17 protein-coding genes are annotated in these 17658 nt (G+C 41.1%); 7 read left to right on the forward strand and 10 right to left on the reverse strand.

The annotated features are described in order from the left end of the window. Positions 1-164: 164 nt before the first annotated feature. Positions 165-884 (forward strand): YebC/PmpR family DNA-binding transcriptional regulator, encoded by a 720-nt coding sequence (locus NSS92_RS10525; RefSeq protein WP_340867759.1) that lies wholly within the window; start codon positions 165-167, stop codon positions 882-884. Positions 885-1243: 359 nt separating this feature from the next. Here NSS92_RS10525 and NSS92_RS10530 read toward each other — a convergent pair whose 3' ends face one another. The 3 genes from NSS92_RS10530 to NSS92_RS10540 form a co-directional block, all read right to left on the reverse strand. After that, positions 1244-2026, reverse strand: coding sequence for a YfkD family protein (locus tag NSS92_RS10530; protein WP_340867760.1), 783 nt, complete (start codon positions 2024-2026; stop codon positions 1244-1246). A 67-nt stretch (positions 2027-2093) separates the two neighbouring features. Beyond that, entirely contained in the window at positions 2094-3161 is a 1068-nt protein-coding gene (gene cax / locus NSS92_RS10535) for a calcium/proton exchanger (protein WP_047203594.1), read from the reverse strand. A 65-nt stretch (positions 3162-3226) separates the two neighbouring features. Then, entirely contained in the window at positions 3227-3604 is a 378-nt protein-coding gene (locus NSS92_RS10540) for an OsmC family protein (protein ID WP_267587993.1), read from the reverse strand. 75 nt (positions 3605-3679) lie between these two features. On the opposite strand from NSS92_RS10540, the gene NSS92_RS10545 reads away from it, so the two are divergent. Both NSS92_RS10545 and NSS92_RS10550 read left to right on the forward strand, forming a co-directional pair. Then, complete coding sequence (locus NSS92_RS10545) at positions 3680-4843, forward strand: MFS transporter (RefSeq protein WP_142946349.1); 1164 nt, start codon at positions 3680-3682, stop codon at positions 4841-4843. Between the two features lie 16 nt (positions 4844-4859). Then, positions 4860-5366: a GNAT family N-acetyltransferase gene (locus tag NSS92_RS10550; protein WP_340867765.1), complete on the forward strand. Its 507-nt coding sequence runs from the start codon at positions 4860-4862 to the stop codon at positions 5364-5366. A 209-nt stretch (positions 5367-5575) separates the two neighbouring features. Here NSS92_RS10550 and NSS92_RS10555 read toward each other — a convergent pair whose 3' ends face one another. From NSS92_RS10555 to NSS92_RS10565, 3 genes are read right to left on the reverse strand one after another with little or no spacing between them, the layout of a single operon-like run. Further along, complete coding sequence (locus NSS92_RS10555; RefSeq protein WP_267587991.1) at positions 5576-6394, reverse strand: YihY/virulence factor BrkB family protein; 819 nt, start codon at positions 6392-6394, stop codon at positions 5576-5578. Between the two features lie 27 nt (positions 6395-6421). Continuing rightward, entirely contained in the window at positions 6422-6745 is a 324-nt protein-coding gene (locus tag NSS92_RS10560) for a YtxH domain-containing protein (protein ID WP_267587990.1), read from the reverse strand. Between the two features lie 20 nt (positions 6746-6765). Further along, the gene (locus NSS92_RS10565) at positions 6766-7236 is read right to left on the reverse strand and encodes a low molecular weight protein-tyrosine-phosphatase (RefSeq protein WP_024425850.1); all 471 of its coding nucleotides are present in this window, start codon (positions 7234-7236) and stop codon (positions 6766-6768) included. A gap of 173 nt (positions 7237-7409) precedes the next feature. Here NSS92_RS10565 and NSS92_RS10570 point away from each other — a divergent pair, with 173 nt between their 5' ends. Continuing rightward, entirely contained in the window at positions 7410-8765 is a 1356-nt protein-coding gene (locus tag NSS92_RS10570) for an alanine/glycine:cation symporter family protein (RefSeq protein WP_340867772.1), read from the forward strand. Between the two features lie 77 nt (positions 8766-8842). Further along, a complete protein-coding gene (locus NSS92_RS10575) occupies positions 8843-9058 on the forward strand; it encodes a DUF1128 domain-containing protein (RefSeq protein ID WP_034323493.1) in 216 nt (71 codons plus the stop codon). A 97-nt stretch (positions 9059-9155) separates the two neighbouring features. On the opposite strand, the gene NSS92_RS10580 is transcribed toward NSS92_RS10575, so the two are convergent. After that, positions 9156-9674, reverse strand: a complete 519-nt coding sequence (locus NSS92_RS10580; RefSeq protein ID WP_034283692.1) for a type 1 glutamine amidotransferase domain-containing protein — start codon at positions 9672-9674, stop codon at positions 9156-9158. A gap of 254 nt (positions 9675-9928) precedes the next feature. Between NSS92_RS10580 and NSS92_RS10585 the strand changes: the two genes are divergently transcribed. Next, positions 9929-14221, forward strand: coding sequence for a multifunctional 2',3'-cyclic-nucleotide 2'-phosphodiesterase/3'-nucleotidase/5'-nucleotidase (locus tag NSS92_RS10585; protein WP_340867776.1), 4293 nt, complete (start codon positions 9929-9931; stop codon positions 14219-14221). Between the two features lie 323 nt (positions 14222-14544). Here the strand turns inward: NSS92_RS10585 and NSS92_RS10590 are convergent, their stop codons facing one another. After that, the gene (locus tag NSS92_RS10590; protein WP_340867778.1) at positions 14545-15108 is read right to left on the reverse strand and encodes a dihydrofolate reductase family protein; all 564 of its coding nucleotides are present in this window, start codon (positions 15106-15108) and stop codon (positions 14545-14547) included. Between the two features lie 118 nt (positions 15109-15226). Here NSS92_RS10590 and NSS92_RS10595 point away from each other — a divergent pair, with 118 nt between their 5' ends. Further along, positions 15227-16168, forward strand: a complete 942-nt coding sequence (locus NSS92_RS10595) for a helix-turn-helix transcriptional regulator (RefSeq protein WP_340867780.1) — start codon at positions 15227-15229, stop codon at positions 16166-16168. A 241-nt stretch (positions 16169-16409) separates the two neighbouring features. Here the strand turns inward: NSS92_RS10595 and NSS92_RS10600 are convergent, their stop codons facing one another. Next, complete coding sequence (locus NSS92_RS10600; RefSeq protein ID WP_340867781.1) at positions 16410-16844, reverse strand: terpene synthase; 435 nt, start codon at positions 16842-16844, stop codon at positions 16410-16412. Positions 16845-16916: 72 nt separating this feature from the next. After that, complete coding sequence (gene treR, locus NSS92_RS10605; protein WP_034283687.1) at positions 16917-17645, reverse strand: trehalose operon repressor; 729 nt, start codon at positions 17643-17645, stop codon at positions 16917-16919. Between the last annotated feature and the right edge of the window lie 13 nt (positions 17646-17658).

Genomic DNA, 17658 nt, shown 5'->3' on the forward strand with positions numbered 1-17658 from the left:
AAACACTTGAACAGCTTGGACACATCCGTTAAGAATTCTCTTCATTTCAGCCCCTCTAACTTCTATCCTCTTGACTGATTCATGTATAATAGAAAACAGAATGATTTCATGCAGCATGGGGACCCTCATACTGTGTATTTACTAAGTGAAAGAGAGTGAATAAGATGGGTCGTAAGTGGAACAACATTAAAGAAAAGAAAGCATCAAAGGATGCCAGTACAAGTCGTATTTACGCAAAATTCGGGCGTGAAATCTATGTGGCTGCCAAACAAGGTGAGCCAAACCCAGAATCAAACCAAGCACTTCGTTTTGTCCTAGAACGTGCAAAAACATATAGTGTCCCAAAACACATTGTGGACCGTGCCATTGAAAAAGCCAAAGGCGGTGCGGAAGAGAATTTCGATGAACTGCGCTACGAAGGATTTGGTCCAAACGGATCAATGGTGATCGTTGATGCCCTCACCAATAACGTGAACCGTACAGCGTCAGATGTTCGTGCGGCATTCGGGAAAAACGGTGGAAACATGGGCGTAAGCGGCTCTGTTGCCTACATGTTTGACCAAACAGCTGTCATCGGTGTCGAAGGAAAAAGTGAAGAAGAAACGCTTGAGCTTCTAATGGAAGCCGACGTTGATGTACGTGACATCATGGAAGAAGATGAAACGGTGATTGTGTACGCTGAACCAGATCAATTCCATCAAGTTCAAGAATCATTCAAACAAGCCGGCACTCAAGAATTCACTGTCGCTGAAATCACAATGCTCCCGCAAAACGAAGTGACGTTAGATGATGAATCTAAAGAACAATTTGAAAAGCTGATCGATGTATTAGAAGAGCTTGAAGATGTGCAGCAGGTTTATCATAATGTGGATTTAGGGGAATAAAAAACTTAAGCCATAGTAGTCGTTAGGTTCATTCAACTTCTACTAAGGCTTTTTTATTTCCCTGAAAAAAATGTAATATATAGATAAGGTGTTAATGTTTACAATTTCCAAGGAGCTGAGTTTCATTTTTAAAACATGGTGGTTTTCTTAATGGATTTATGATCATCCCTTATCTTGGCCTATGTTTTATTTTCAACAACTTAACGATATTCACTAAAGTGATCTTCTTTCTTTTTATCGTATGGTATTTATATAACGCCTTTGACTTTTACATGAATGAGCTAAAAAGAAAAAAAGAGAAACCCGATTAGCAAAAAAAAAACAGTCATCTCCCCTATTGATAAGAGGAGATGACTGTTTTAATTCATCCCTTGAAACCCAAACGTCAGGTGATCCTGAACTGGAATCCAAGCGCCGATTCCTTGTGAGGTCACGTTTTTCACGACGAGTTTTCGTTTATTTCCTTTTAGCACAAGGTACACTTCTCCGTATGTGACCTTTCCTTTTTCGTTAATCGCTGGTGCATAGGCATGTAGCGCTGCTGCTTTTTTCGGTGAGACGTGGTATGACTGATCTCGTTTTGTTCCTGCACCAATCACAGTATCAAAAGCGAGGGGCAGCTTTGTTTTTTGAATCGCTTTTTGCATCATCAATGTTTTCACATCTTCTGGGTTAGGCACTTTTGCTGTGAGGCCGCCGCTTACTTTCACTTGCTGCTTTTGAACGTATTTTCCAATGGCTGTTTTGTTGCCGCCTCTGTTATCAATGTGGTTCGTATTCACTTTTTTGTATTCCCAGTTGGCGACCGTTTCGTTTGAATCGTAGCTCAGCGCCCATCTTCCAAGGAAAATGGTCGCACGGTATCCAACAGCTAATGGCGTCCCTGAAATGCTGGATTCATTCAGCATTTTAATCAAATGAGTATTCTCAATCGGTACACTTGTTGTTTTGAACAATTCAGCCGTCAGCTCGCTTGGCTGAAGCAGGGGCTGATCCTGTGAAGCATTCGGATACGTATTCTCCTTTGAGATACTTGCGACAGAGGATGGCACTTTAAATGGCTTTGCCGCCTCTATTGGAAAGCTGTATAGAAAACTTAAGGATAAGAGAACAACAAACATGATGCGGGGCATCTTTTTCATATCATCACTCTTTCTCATTCATTTTTCCATAGTATTTTCCGCAAAGACGTCCATTATCCACAAAAGATTATAAAAGGAAAAATCCAATCGCCATAATAAAATAGGCAGCGAGTAATGTGGCGCCTTCAAACCAGTTTGTATCACCATCATTTGATAAAATGACCGTGAGCAGCACAGAGGATGCCATCGCAATGAGTTCTGGCAAAGAGAAAATGAGCGGCATCTGCTTGTCGAAAAATAACGAGCTGATGACAAGGATTGGCGCGACCATCATGGCCACCTGAAGTGTGGAGCCAAAGGCAATTTCCACTGCCACATCCATTTTGTTTTTATACGCCATGATGACAGCCGAGGCATGTTCTGCTGCGTTGCCGACAATGGCCACAATAATGACACCGATAAACAGCTCACTCCAGCCAAACTGTTCTCCTACCGTATCAAATGTATGAACAAGGCGCTCTGAAATGTATGCAACTGCGATCGTCGAAAGCAGCAAAATCACGGTGGCAAACTTCCCAGACCATTCAGGTGTTTCTTCTTCCGTCTCAGCTTCACCTTCCATGCTCTCCTGCTTGGCAACATAGACCCCGCGGTGGCTGACCAGTTTGAAATAGAGCGCCGCGACATAAAGCAAAATCATGACAATACTGATCCCAATGCTTAAAACAAACTGTTTATTCTCTGCCATCTCCATCGAAAACACTTCTGGAATGACAAACGCTACAATAATAGCAAACATGAGCAAGCCTGAATTGTGCCTTGCATCATGGACATTGAACACTTGACGCTTATATTTTAATCCGCCAACGAAAAAAGACAGCCCCGCCACAAGCAGTAAATTCCCGATGACCGATCCTGTTAATGATGCAAGTACGATGGCCGTCAGTCCTTGCTTTAAGGCAAAAAACGAAATGATTAACTCCACTGCATTTCCAAATGTGGCGTTTAAAAGTCCGCCAATTCTTGGTCCAGCAATGATGGCAAGACTTTCTGTAGCTCTTCCCATAAAACTAGCAAGACCAATAATGGCGATACAATAAACGGCAAACATGACGACCTGCGGGAAATGAAGAAAACTGCCAATTACCGATAGCGGAACACCGATTGCGACAATCACAAGAAATAAACGATTCATACAGCCATTCTCCTTTACATATGTCTGACTGTTATTCTTTCGTGAGTGCCGGCATCATATACATTTTATATTCGCGCGTGTGAGAAGGTGATATCAATACTTCCTTTCACAGACTGCACCATAGAGCAATGCTTCAATGCAAGGGTGATCATTTTATCGATTTGTTCATCAGATGTCTTGATGTCTTCAAATAAGATATGTAAATGAATGCGGGAAATTTTGTTTACAGCTCCTGCCCTTGTCGTTTCTGGTGTGATCGTCAGCCCTTTATAGGATATTCGCTTTTTACGGCATACATGAGTGAGCATTTCTCCAAAGCAGCCTGCAATGGCTGAGGTGAACAACTGTGATGGGCGGTACCCCGTTTCTTCTTTTCCTGAAATAGGCAGCTGCCCGTCCTCAATATGTGCGATCCAATGATCCTTTTCGTATGTCAGCTTCATTCCTTTTCCACCTTTCTATTGAAACCCCTATGGTTCCATTGTACGATGAAAGCATGAACTTGTAAGGAGCATCTTATGTCGAGAATTCACTTTATGATTTTAATTTTACTTGTATCCGTATCTGGTTTTTCACAGGGTGCATTACTTCCTGTCATTTCCATTATTTTTGAACATGCCGGTACTTCTCCTACGTTAAACGGCCTGCATGCCACAGGCTTATATCTCGGTGTGCTGCTTGCGTCTCCTTTTATGGAAGCACCGCTTCGCCGGTTTGGATTTAAGCCGTTAATCGTCATTGGAGGCGCTGCTGTCTTTTTAAGCTTGTTTAGCTTTGTGTTTTTTGAATCTTATGTCGTCTGGTTCTTCCTCCGACTCATGATCGGGATTGGTGACCATATGCTGCATTTCTCTACACAGACGTGGGTGACCTATGCTTCATCCTCGAGAAATCGCGGACGAAATATTTCACTGTATGGATTATCGTTTGGACTCGGTTTTGCCGCCGGCCCTTTTTTAACTCCGCTCATTGAGATCAATCCAGCTTTGCCTTTTATTGTTTCTGGTGCCGTTAGTTTATGTATTTGGCTGCTTGTGTTTGTTTTAAAAAATACATATCCAGATACGGGTGAAGTGCAAACGTCAGAGCAGACAAACAGTTTGAAGCGCTTCAAAAAGGCCTTTCAATTTGGCTGGGTCGCCTTTATGATGCCATTTTGCTACGGCTTTTTAGAAACGACGCTTAATAGTAACTTCCCTGTGTATGCACTCAGAAGCGGTGTGACAGTAGATGCAGTTGCGTTTATTTTACCTGCGTTTGCCATTGGGAGCATTGTCTTTCAGCTTCCTCTTGGGATGCTCAGTGACCGGTTTGGCAGACGCCGCATTATTTTATGTGTGACACTCGCTGGATCATTCTTTTTCCTTTTGGCAGGGATTTTTATTCAATCCGTTTTGGCTGTGGCCATCTGTTTCTTTATCGCTGGAATGGCTGTAGGTTCTACCTTCTCACTTGGCATCAGTTATATGACCGACTTATTGCCAAAGCATTTGCTTCCCGCCGGAAATTTGATGTGTGGGATGGCGTTTAGTGCAGGGAGTATTCTCGGGCCTGTTCTCGGTGGAATCTTTGTGCAAACGTTTGAAGGCATGAATTTACTTTACCTTGTCAGCCTCGTGATATTATTTGTGTTTTGCTGCGTTCGATTTGGGAGAACGACGGCAGTGCTGGAGAGTCACTAAAATGGAGGGTCAATCGTTGTTTACATATAACATCACAAATGAGTTGACTTTGGCATCTCTACAATTAGATGATGCGGACTCACTATTTAGCCTTATTCAAAAGAATAAGGCCCATTTAGGGGAGTGGCTGCCTTGGGTTCATCAATGCCAAAGCGTAGAAGCTGTCAAAACGTTTATTCAATCAACTCAAACCATCTACAATCAACAAAAAGGGTTGGAAGCTGGCATTCAGCTGAACGAGCAATTAATCGGTGTGTTCCGTCTGACATTTGATCAACAATTAGGCAATATCGGTTATTGGATTGATGAAGACGCGCAAGGACAGGGCATTGTGACAACCATCGTCAAATCTATGACAGAAATCTTTGCTCCTAAAGTCGATGGATTTGAAATTTTTTGTCCTGCTGGCCATGTCAGAAGTGAACGTGTAGCGATAAACGCAGGATTTCAGCATGATCGTCACTACCTGTCAAAACCTGATACAGCTTTTATCCTTAAGCGATATATACGATTGTCGAAATAAAAACTCCCCTGCACCTATGCAGAGGAGTTTTTTTCATTTAATGATAACCATTTTGCCCGTTCGCACTGCCGCTTGTTTTGTGCTTTGGCTGATGGCCTTTGTTTTGTTTCGTTTTGCTTCCACCTTTTTTCGATTGTTTGGACATATGTGATTCCCCCCATCCATCAAGATTGAACATGTTCGTTCTTCTTTAGGATGCCCGAATTTCTTCACACCTTGCCTGGTACGATTTTACGCTTATGTAAAAGCGCATTGAGCTCACCGCCAAGGATAATCATGATGCCGGTTAAATAAAACCAGATCATCAAAATAATGATTCCCCCAATACTTCCGTACATTGCGCTGTAATTAGCAAACTCGCCTACGTAAAATGAGAACAGCATGCTCACCAAGATCCATCCAATCGATGCAAAAATGGCGCCTGGCAGAACAAATTTCAATTTCAGCCTGATGTTTGGGGCGAAATAGTACAGGGCTGTAAACACAATCAATAAAATCAGCGGGCTAATGATCCACCTCATGGCCGTCCAAATGGAGAGAAAGGCATCTGACTGCCCGACTAATTTAGCGAGAAATAAGCCAAGTTCTTTTCCAAAGACAGGCAGCATTAAGGCAAAAATAATTGTAAGAACCATTGCAATGGTTAAGATGATGGATGTTAAACGTACGAGAACGAAGGAACGATTTTCCTCAACTTCGTAAGCATGGTTAAATGCTCTGACGACGGCATTAATGCCGTTAGATGCAGACCAAAGGGCGGCAATAATCCCGAATGACAGCAATCCGCCGTTACGGCTGTTCAGTGTCTCTTCAGCAATAGATTCAATCATGGAAAGCGCTCCTTCTGGCGCATAACCAGAGATGACACTTAGGACATCCTTCGACGTCAGCGGCAAATATCCAACGAGCGTCAGCACGAAGATGAGAAACGGAAATAATGAAAGCAAAAAGAAGTAAGCAAGCTCAGCAGATTTTGCCGGTCCTTCATGCAGCAAAAAGCGTTCAATTAACGCTTTAACAAAACCCATACGCCTCATCTCCAATGATCAATCTTTCTATTTCGTTCGAAAGTGATCTTTTGTTTCTTCAATAATCTCTAATACTTTTGGGGTTGTTTCCTTTAACTGATTGACTTGTTCATTTAAAAATGACAAGTCATCTGAGACTGTTCGCATCAGCTGCTTCGTTTCTTCCATTTTTTCTTTCACGCAAGCAGAAATTCTGGCTGGCTCCTGACGGTATTCCGCCAGCTTTTCCTGACAGTCATCCCATTTGTCTTTGAGTGCGATTCTCGTTGGCCGATGAAATAATGTCAGCAGTGCGCCGCAAGCTGCTCCAATCACAGCTCCTCGAAGCATGATTTGATTTTTCTCTTCCATCTCATCTGATCTCCTTTCAGTTAAAGGTGTTTCTCTTTCTTTACATACGTCAAAAAACGATCAATTCCTGTTTCAATTAAATCATGTACTTCCTCGAAGTTTCCAGTGTAATAAGGGTCTGGCACATCATCTCGATCATCGTCTTCAACAAAGTCAAGAAGACGGCCAATAAAGTGATGTTTCCCATAGCCGGCTATACTGCGAAGTGCCCCTACATTTTCAGCATCCATCGCAATGATATAGTCGTATGCTGTGATGTCCTCATCTATGATTTGTCTTGCGGACATCCCTTCATAGCTAATCCCTTTTTCATCAAGCAGCTTTCGTGTTCCTTCATGCGGAGGACTTCCTTGATGCCAGCCGCCAATGCCGGCTGAATCAATCACAAAGTGCTCGCTTAGTCCCTCATCTTCTACTCGTTTTCTAAACATGGCCTCTGCCATCGGTGATCTGCAAATATTGCCAAGACATACGAATAATACATGAATCATCCTTCATTCTCCTCCTATCTTTTCCCTAAGAGCTGCTTTCGAAAACCTTTTCTCTATCATATCAAGCCCCTTTTCTTTTGAAAACTTTGCAAGAAAAACTCCCATCGGCATTGACACATTATACAAAAAAAGGTGACACTTTAGGAGAATTGCACAAATAAAGGGGGATACATATGGGATGGGTAGAACAGATTGTCAGCAATATCAATGATGTATTATGGGGACCGCCGCTTTTGTTTTTGATCGTGGGGACAGGGATTTATCTTACCTTTCGCGTGCTCTTCATTCAAATTAGGCTGCTCCCCTATTCACTCAAGCTGGCTTTTTCAAAGCAAGACAAGACATCAGAAGGTGATATTTCTCACTTCCAAGCATTAATGACAGCTCTTGCTGCAACGGTTGGAACGGGAAATATTGTAGGGGTCGCCTCTGCTGTCATTGCCGGCGGACCAGGCGCTGTGTTTTGGATGTGGTTTGCAGCGTTCTTTGGAATGGCGACAAAATATGCTGAAGCTGTTCTCGCAGTGAAGTATCGTGTCAAAAATGAAAAAGGTGAAATGTCCGGCGGGCCGATGTACTATTTGGAGCATGGCTTGAAGCAAAAATGGCTAGGGGTATTGTTTGCTATTTTTGGCGCTACGGCTGCCTTTGGGATTGGGAATCTCGTGCAGTCAAATTCGATTTCTGGTGTCATGAATTCAACCTTTCAGATTCCAACATGGGTCACCGGCATTATTATTACGGCCTTTACTGCCCTCGTGATTTTAGGCGGGATTAAAAGCATTGGCCGTGTGACGGCTATTTTTGTACCGGTCATGGCTTTATTCTACGTCATTTGCGGACTGATCATTCTTGTCATGAATGCGGATCTTGTCCCAAGTGCAGTCGGGCTCATTTTTACGGATGCATTTACAGGTCAAGCCGTTGCAGGCGGCGCAATCGGTACCGTAATCCGCTGGGGAGTGGCGAGAGGGGTATTTTCCAATGAAGCGGGTCTTGGTTCTGCACCAATCGCTGCAGCTGCTGCCAAAACAGATATGCCAGCTCGTCAAGCGCTTGTGTCAATGACGCAAGTATTCATTGATACGATGATTGTTTGTTCCATTACAGGGATCACAATTGTCATGGCCGATATGTACGTCACAGAAAAAAGTGATGCACTCACCTCGTTATCCTTTGCTCATTTCCTCGGACCAATCGGCTCAATCATTGTTGCAATCGGCTTACTTTTATTCGCCTATTCCACCATTATTGGCTGGTCCTATTATGGCGAAAAATGCTTTACATATTTGGCGAAAGATTCGTATGTGATGTATTATCGTGTTGTGTTTGTTATTGCTGTCTTTTTCGGTGCCGTGTTTAAGAATGATTTCGTCTGGGGCGTAGCGGATATGCTAAATGGACTGATGGCTGTTCCTAACTTAATCGGCCTCATCGGTTTATCAGGAGTTGTCGTGTTTGAATCTAAACGAATCATTGATAAGATCAAGCAGGAGAAAAAGGAGAAAAACATCTCGGTGTCGTCTTAATAACCCTTTTATTCTTTTGCATTTCTGTTAAAATAGACATATTATTCAACACATATGCAGGAAAGGACGTGCCGCCCTTGTCAGAGCAAAAAGCGGCTGAAGTCAATCAGCTGATTGAAGACATTTCGCAAAAGTTAAATATGCTGAACATTGGAGTCATCAAAGCCGAGGACTTCAGTCCAGACAAGTACGAAGATATTGAATTTCTACACCAAATGGTGATGAAAAAATCTTCATTCAGCCCAAGTGAAATGCAAGCCATCGCAAGCGAGCTAAAAAGCTTAAGAAAATAATCACTGGATTGCGGTTTTCGCCGCTTTCTTACATTCATGCACAGAAAAAGCCAGCACCCCGCCGGGTGCTGGCTTTTGTTTATCCTGTCAAAACTGCTTATTTTGCAAGCAGTTTTAATGATTCACGGTTAAATGCTGGAATGTCATCAGGTGTACGGCTTGTCACAAGCTGATCCTGACAAACAACAACTTCTTCATCTTTGAATTTTGCGCCTGCGTTTTCCATATCTACTTGAATGGATGTATAGCCAGTCGCGCCTCTGCCTTCCAGCGTCTTCGCTGTAATGAGCAATTGCGGTCCGTGACAGATCGCAAATACTGGTTTTTTCTCGTCCATAAATGCTCTTGTGAATTGAACATAGCGATCATCTGCACGCAGAATGTCTGGTGAGAACCCGCCAGGAATCAGAAGTGCATCGAAGTCTTCAGGCTTCACGTTATCAATGGACGCATCCACTCTCACTTCTGCTTCTCCTTGCTTGCCTTTCACTGTTTTTCCTTTTTCGTTTTCAATCACTGTGACCTCATGGCCTGCATCTTTAAAGGCTTTTGCAGGCTCGGTGAATTCAACATCCTCAAAGTAATCTGTTAATACAACTGCAATTTTCTTACCCATGTAGAAACCCTCCTGCTTAATTATCGTTTACACTACACACTATACCCGGGTATATTGAAATCAAACATCCTATCCCGATCAGAAAACCCCTTATGATGAAAATAAGCATTTAGACTTATTTATATTTCCTCAACAAGGTAATTCGTATGATTTATGTTATCTTTACAATAATCTGCAAAAAATAACTACAAAAGTTAACGAAACATTTCTACAATAGGTATTGTGGTCAAAAAAATTAGAAAGGCGGAGATCAGGTGAAGAAGCAAGCACATAGGTCTAAACGAAGGAAAAACCTGTCTATTCTGCTCACTTCCATTATGATGATTAGTCTCATTCTCCCAGCAGTACCTACTCATGCAGCAATAGAAAACGGCGATGCCGTAAAAGTCAGCATCTTAGCCACAACGGATGTTCATGCGAACATGATGAATTATGATTATTACAGCGACAAAGAAACAAATGAGTTTGGCTTAGCAAAAACAGCCGAGCTGATTGAAAAGCACCGTTCACAAAATCCAAATACACTCCTTGTTGATAACGGAGACCTGATTCAAGGAACCCCTCTTGGAGAATACGTTTACAAAAATGAGAAAGACAGTATCATCAATCAAACAAAGGTTCACCCCATTATTCATACACTCAACAAACTAAAGTACGATGCAGGAACACTTGGCAATCATGAATTTAACTACGGATTATCATTCCTTGATGGTACCATTGCCGGCGCTAACTTCCCGATTGTCAATGCGAACGTCAAAAAGTTAAATGGAGAACACCGTTTTACGCCTTATGTGATTCAAGATAAGACCTTTAAAGACGCAAACGGAGCTTCACAAACTGTGAAAGTCGGTTACATAGGATTCGTTCCACCGCAAATTATGACGTGGGATAAGAAGCATTTAGATGGACAAGTTCAAGTGCAGGATATCGTCGAATCTGCCAATGAAACCATCCCTGAAATGAAGGAAAAAGGCGCAGATGTCATCGTTGCTCTTGCCCATACAGGAATTGAAAAAACCGCTTCGCCTAAAGGATCAGAAAATATGATCTTTGACCTTGCCACGAAAACGAAAGGCATCGATGCGATCGTGTCCGGCCACCAGCATGGCACATTCCCAAGCGCTGAATATAGCGGCGTCGACAAATTCGATGTCTCAAAAGGAACCATCAATGGCATTCCAGTCGTCATGTCAAAAAACTGGGGAAGCTACCTCGGAGTCATTGATTTAACATTAGAGCCTGACGGCAGCAAATGGAAGGTCACAGACGGAACAGGAAAGATTGAATCTGTTGCAGGAGTCACCTCTCAAAACAGCACTGTGAAAGATGCCATTCAAACGACGCATCAAAACACACTTGATTATGTGAGAAAACCTGTCGGTAAAACAGAAGCAGACATTAACAGCTTTTTTGCTCAAGTGATGGATGACCCTTCTATTCAAATTGTGACAGATGCACAAAAATGGTATGCACAAGAAAAAATGAAGGACACGTCATACAAAAACTTACCGATTTTATCTGCAGGCGCTCCGTTTAAAGCCGGCGGCCGAAACGGTGTGAATTATTATACAAATATCGCAAAAGGAGATTTAGCGATTAAAAATATCGGCGATCTCTACCTTTACGACAACACCGTGCAGATTGTCAAACTGAGAGGCAGTGAAGTGAAAGACTGGCTCGAGATGTCTGCCGGACAGTTTAATCAGATCAAACCAAACGATTCAAATGAACAGCCTATTTTAAACGAAGAATACCGCTCGTATAACTTTGATGTGATCGATGGTGTCACCTATCAAGTCGATGTGACGCAGCCTGCTAAGTACAGCACAACAGGTACTCTTGTCAATGCGAATGCAAACCGCATCAAAAACCTGTCCTACAACGGGAAACCAGTCTCTGACAATCAAGAATTTTTAGTCGTAACGAACAACTATCGAGCTTCTGGCGGCGGGGGCTTCCCGCATCTGACGCAAGATAAAGTGGTGCTTGCCTCAGCTGATGAGAACCGCCAAGTGCTGATGGATTATATTATCGAACAAAAAACCATCAACCCAAGTGCGGATCAAAACTGGTCCATTGCACCAGTCAAGGGCGCAACAGTCACATTCGAATCTTCTCTTTTGGCTAAGCCGTTTGCTGAAAAATCAAGCAGCGTAGACTTTGTTCGTAACGCCAGCACAGATGGTCTTGGCGTGTACAAGCTAGCCTTTAAAGGGGATGGCACAACAGAACCGCCTTCATCAGACAATTGGAATTTAACGGTGATGCATACAAACGATACACACGCACACCTTGATGATGCGGCAAGACGTGCAACAAAGATTAAAGAAGTTCGAGCCGAAAGCAAGAACAACATTTTATTAGATGCTGGAGATGTCTTCTCTGGTGACCTATATTTCACAAAATGGCAAGGACTTGCCGACCTAAAACTAATGAACTTAATGAAATATGATGCCATGACGTTTGGTAATCATGAATTTGACAAAGGTCCTTCTGTTCTTCGTCAATTCCTGACGGGCGATGCTTCAGATGTAGATGCGAAAAATCGCCACCAATTTGAAAAGCCTGCATTCCCGATTGTGTCATCAAACGTTGATGTCTCTAAGGAAAAACAATTGAGCGACTTAGTGAAAAAGCCAGCCACATTTAAAGCTGGTGAGAAAAAAGAAGCTGGGATTTACCCATACATCCTGCTTGATGTAAACGGTGAGAAGGTGGCTGTATTCGGCTTAACCACTGAAGACACCGCCATTACATCCAGCAGCGGTCCTAACATTCAATTCAAGGATGCATACAAGAAAGCAAAAGAAACAGTCAACACCATTCAAACAAAAGAAAAAATCAACAAAATCATTGCTTTAACACACATTGGCTATAACCGTGATCTTGAGCTCGCTCAAAAAGTAGACGGGATTGATTTAATCATTGGCGGTCACACGCACACCCTTGTTGAAAAATTAAAGGTCGTCAATAAGAAAGAACCAACGATTGTCGCACAGGTGAAAGACTACGGACAATTCTTAGGAAAAGTAGATGTGGCCTTTAATCAAAAAGGAGTCGTACAGCCAAAGGAATCTTCTTTTGACCTCATCACCATCGATGACTCTGTCAAAGAAGATGCCGATGCAAAAGCGATCCTCGATCAGTACAAGGCAGATATTCAAGATTTAAAAACGGAAAAAGTCGGGTCTACCGATGTCCTCTTAGATGGACAACGAGAGCACGTCCGTGCGAAGGAAACGAACCTTGGGAACTTTATTGCTGACGGCATGCTGAAGAAAGCGCAAGAATCTGCTGGTGCTGATCTTGCCATCACAAACGGCGGCGGTATTCGAGGCAGCATTGAAAAAGGAGATATCACTTTAGGTGACATTTTAACGGTCATGCCATTTGGAAACACACTATATGTCGCAGATCTAAAAGGCAGCCAAATTAAAAAAGCACTCGAACAAGGACTTTCAGGCATTGAGGAAGGCGGCGGCGCGTTCCCTCATGTAGCCGGCATTGAATATACGTTTACACTGAGTAAACCAGCTGGCAGCAGACTCATTGATGTCAAACTGAAAGACAAAAACGGCAAACTAACAGACATTGATGATAAGAAAACATACCGCGTGGCAACAAACGCATTTGTCGGCACAGGCGGCGATGGCTACAGCGTCTTTACAGAAGCCTCTCACGGCGAAGACTTAGGGTATGTTGATTATGAAATCTTTAAAGAGCAAATTGAACAGGCAGACGGCGGGCATATTTCTCCTGTCATCGATCATCGGGTGAAAGAAGTGTTCCTTCCGCGTGCGAAAGGAAAAGGTGCCTATGATATTCAAGATGATGAGAAATTCCAAACGTATGTGCAGCATACAAACAAAGCATTGCTCTATTTAGACAAAGCGAGCGAAGCGAAAAACGTTCAATTGTCACTATCAAAAGCACAGGTAGCCGAACTGAAGAAAAGAGAGCAAGATCCAAACGTCACCATCTATCATGATAAAGTGGGACTCGCATTACCGCTCTCTAACTTGTCCGAGAAAAGCGCAGATATATGGATGACAAAGACGGATAAGGTGAAAAATGCATTAACGGATACGTATGATTTCCAAATCAAACAAGATCAGAAAAAGGTTTCTACCTTTAAAGATCCTGTCACACTATCCTTTACATTAGATGAGCCTCAAAAGGCGAAGAAACCTGGTGTATACTATGTAGACCGCAAGAAAAACCGTTATGCCAAAACAAGTAACGGATCATTTGAAAATGGGGTCGTATCAGGTCAAACTGAGCACTTCAGCGAATATACCGTACTCAACCAAAGCGGGGCAGCTGGAACAACGCCAGATCAAACTGGCGGAGACGGCGGAACTTCAGCGCCAGGCGGAGGTACAGGTACAGATCCAAGCCAAGATGGAACCGGACTCCCAGGCGGCACACTGCCGAATACAGCAACGATGATGTATACAGCTGTATTGATTGGCGTACTCATGCTTGCCTCAGGAGGTATCCTATATTACTACCAGCGCAAGCGTACAAGAAAAAATGTTTCATCCTAAAAGAAAAGGACAGAGCTTAAATTATCAAGACCTAAATCGTAAAAAATCATAAAAAATAAGGGAAGATACATATTAGTCATGACTAATATGTATCTTCCCTTTTACTTTTTATTTCGCAATAGTTTCCTTTAATGGAGTAACTAAATTTGACCTCAGTCTTAAAATGAATTAATTCTTCTTACACTAAAACTCATTCTTGAGCTAACCTGATCCTTTAGTCGAATAATAAAAAAGCCACCAAAGTGGCCGCTGGATATTAAACTCTTGCTACCCTTTAGTAGAAGAAAGTGACGACAATAAACTCATTGAAATGTACCCTTTGTTTAATTCAATCTATAAGTTAATTGAACAACGCCAGAAGAAAACTTTTGGGTTTCAACTATTTGTAGATTTATTCTCTTGTTTATATCTATAAATAAAGGTTTTCCTTCTCCCAAAATAATTGGATGAACAGACAATCTAAATTCATCAACAAGTCCCAAATTGATAAAAGTTGTAATAAGACTTGATCCACCATAAAGCCAAATGTCCCTACCGGGCTTTTTCTTTAACTTATTAACTTCTTCAACAATGTTATCATTTATTAATATCGTTCGATTATCAGTTTCTTTTTGTGTTCTGGAAAACACATACTTCTCTTTGCTATGAACCAATCTCCACATTTCTTTATCGGTATCCGAGTCTTCATTTTTTGGAATATATTTCCCCCATAAATCGTAGCTTTTTCTACCATATAGTATAGTATCAATTTGATTCAAAAATTTATTGAAATCCATATCAGGGTCCATAATGCACCAATCAACTTCTCCACTCGGCCCTTCAATAAATCCATCTAAAGTAACTGCTAAATCTAAAATCACTCTTCTTGCTCTCTCATTAATGGTCATATTATTATCCCCTTTTATCTTATAGAATTTCCCCTATTTGCTAAAATCATAAGGTATAAACTATACTATACGTAAAACATGACAAGTAATGACATGATTAAATGAAAAAGGTGAAAAAATGTCAAAAGCTAAGCGTCTATTAGATATTCTTATGTTTGTTAAGACTAAGAAAAAATTTACTGCACAAGAAATAGCTGATGAATTTCATATATCCATTCGTACTGTACACAGATACATATTAGATTTATCTGATATGGGATTGCCAATTTACTCAGAACAAGGACGTAATGGTGGATATACAGTATTAACGAGTAGATTTCTTCCTCCAATTTTATTTACAGAAGAAGAAGCTGTTTCTATCTTCTTTGCTTTTCAATCTCTAAATTACTATCGCAACTTGCCATTTGATACTGAAATTTCCTCGGTCGAACATAAATTATATAGTTCACTCCAGAGTGAAGCTAAAATAAAAATAGATAAAATTCGGTCTTATATCGCTTTTTGGAACCCCAAAAGAACGATTGATACCCCCTTTTTAAACGATGTTTTAAAGTATTCTATTGAGAATAGAAATTTACACATTCAATATGAATCTAAATCAGGTATCAGGAAAAAACACATTCGTCCTATTGGTGTATATGCCCATGATGGATTATGGTATTTGCCTGCTTACGATTATCATAAGGAAAAAATATTACTGTATCGTGTAGATCGTATTCTTTCCATTTTATCAACTGAGGAAAACGAAGTTGAATTGATGAATTTAAAAGAATGGTTCAACTTTATTGAAGTAAAAAACCCAATTCGACTGCATGTACATTTAACTGTGGAAGGTGTCCGTCAATGTAAAAGTGTTCCTTATTTTGAGGGTTTTGTAGTCACGCAAGAAGATGGAACTGGATACATAGATACAATCATAGATAGAGGTGAACTAAATTTTATAACATCACTATTTTTAAGACTTGGAAGTCACGCACGAATTTTGAAACCAAAGGAATTAATCGTTGGATTACGTAAACAAGCGGAAGAAATTTTAACTATGTATCAAGATGATAATTAAAATATTTATTTTTTACTAACCCACTATAAAAATCAGGAGCAGCTGTTTTAATGTTCGCCTTATTTAATTTTTCTGCCCGTTATCCACCGACCTCCCTATCCGAATAAAATATACCTACTCATTCAACATATAGTTCAATAAGTCTAGTGTATAAATAAAAAAGTAGGATCATTGTTATATTGAACTAACAAACCTACTAATATCTTAGTATATTTAACCTTTGCTCTGTCCTTTTTTCATCTCAATCTTGGGATAAATAGATCCAATTGCGTTTATCAAATTGTTTCACATCATCTGATCCTATATGACGCAGCATTCTATTGAAGAACGTGATGTCATCTTCATCATCGACGGCATATAAATCCTCTTGAACATAATCTCTCGTAATAAAATTCGTTAAATTCGTATTATTTACAAATTCAGCAAAATACGATTGGACAAGAGTTAAATCTTCTTCACTTAATTTTTCATCATTAATAATTGAAATATGGAACACATTCAAAATCGATTGTATATCTTCTTCATCCATATAACATAATGGATCTAGTTTTCGATCTTCTTCTGTAAACGGTTTTCGAGTATCTTCAATGATGACGTAACATAATATTCGATGATCTTTCATCACGCTAAAAATTTCTAAATCCCTTAATTTTAGTGGTCGATTCAGTCTAATCATTTTTCCTCCTGTAAATCAAGATTTTATCGTTGTGTATATCCCCGCTTCTCCAACACCTGAAAAGGACAGAGCCTATGCTCTGTCCATTTTTTCTCTTCTAGCAAAATCGACGAATCTGAAGCGGTCTAATCGGTGACGGCTTTCTGTGTATTGAAATAGACTCGTATCCTCTAAGAACACATAATTCTTTACCACGACGACATGGTCAAATCCCTTCAAATCAAGGTACTTGGCGTCCTCTTCTGTACATGGCTCTACCACAAATTCCTTTTGAGCATAGCTGATCGATACACCGAGTTCTCCTTCAATATACTCGTAGATTGATCCTTCGCATATGTCTTTAGACAATACTTCAACATGCTTTTGCAAAAAGTAGTCCTTGTCTAAAATCACTTCTTCCCCGCTAATATTACGAGATCGAATGACTTTCCAGACGTCCGTCTGTTCATCAATTTTCAGCTGAGACTGAATATACTGATCCGGTTTGATTAAACCAAATTCATGAACCGTTGTGACCGTCTTTCGGCCAAGCGTTTGAGAAAGTTCTTTAAAGCTGACAAGACCTGATACAGGAAACTGCATTTTCTCCCGATTCAGCAATACAGAGCCTTTCCCGCGGATTTTTTGGATATAGCCATTTTGCACAAGAATATTTAATGCCTTTCTCACCGTCTCCCGGGAGGTGTCGTACATGATAGAAAGCTCATGCTCTGATGGAAGGATGCCTTTATCCTGCCATTCACCTTGCTCAATTCGTCTTGCGAGCTGATCATAAATCACTCGAAACTTATTCTCTTTCATTTTCCATCCGCCC

The sequence above is a fragment of the Bacillus sp. FSL M8-0166 genome (assembly GCF_038008825.1).
GTDB lineage: Bacteria > Bacillota > Bacilli > Bacillales > Bacillaceae > Bacillus > Bacillus safensis.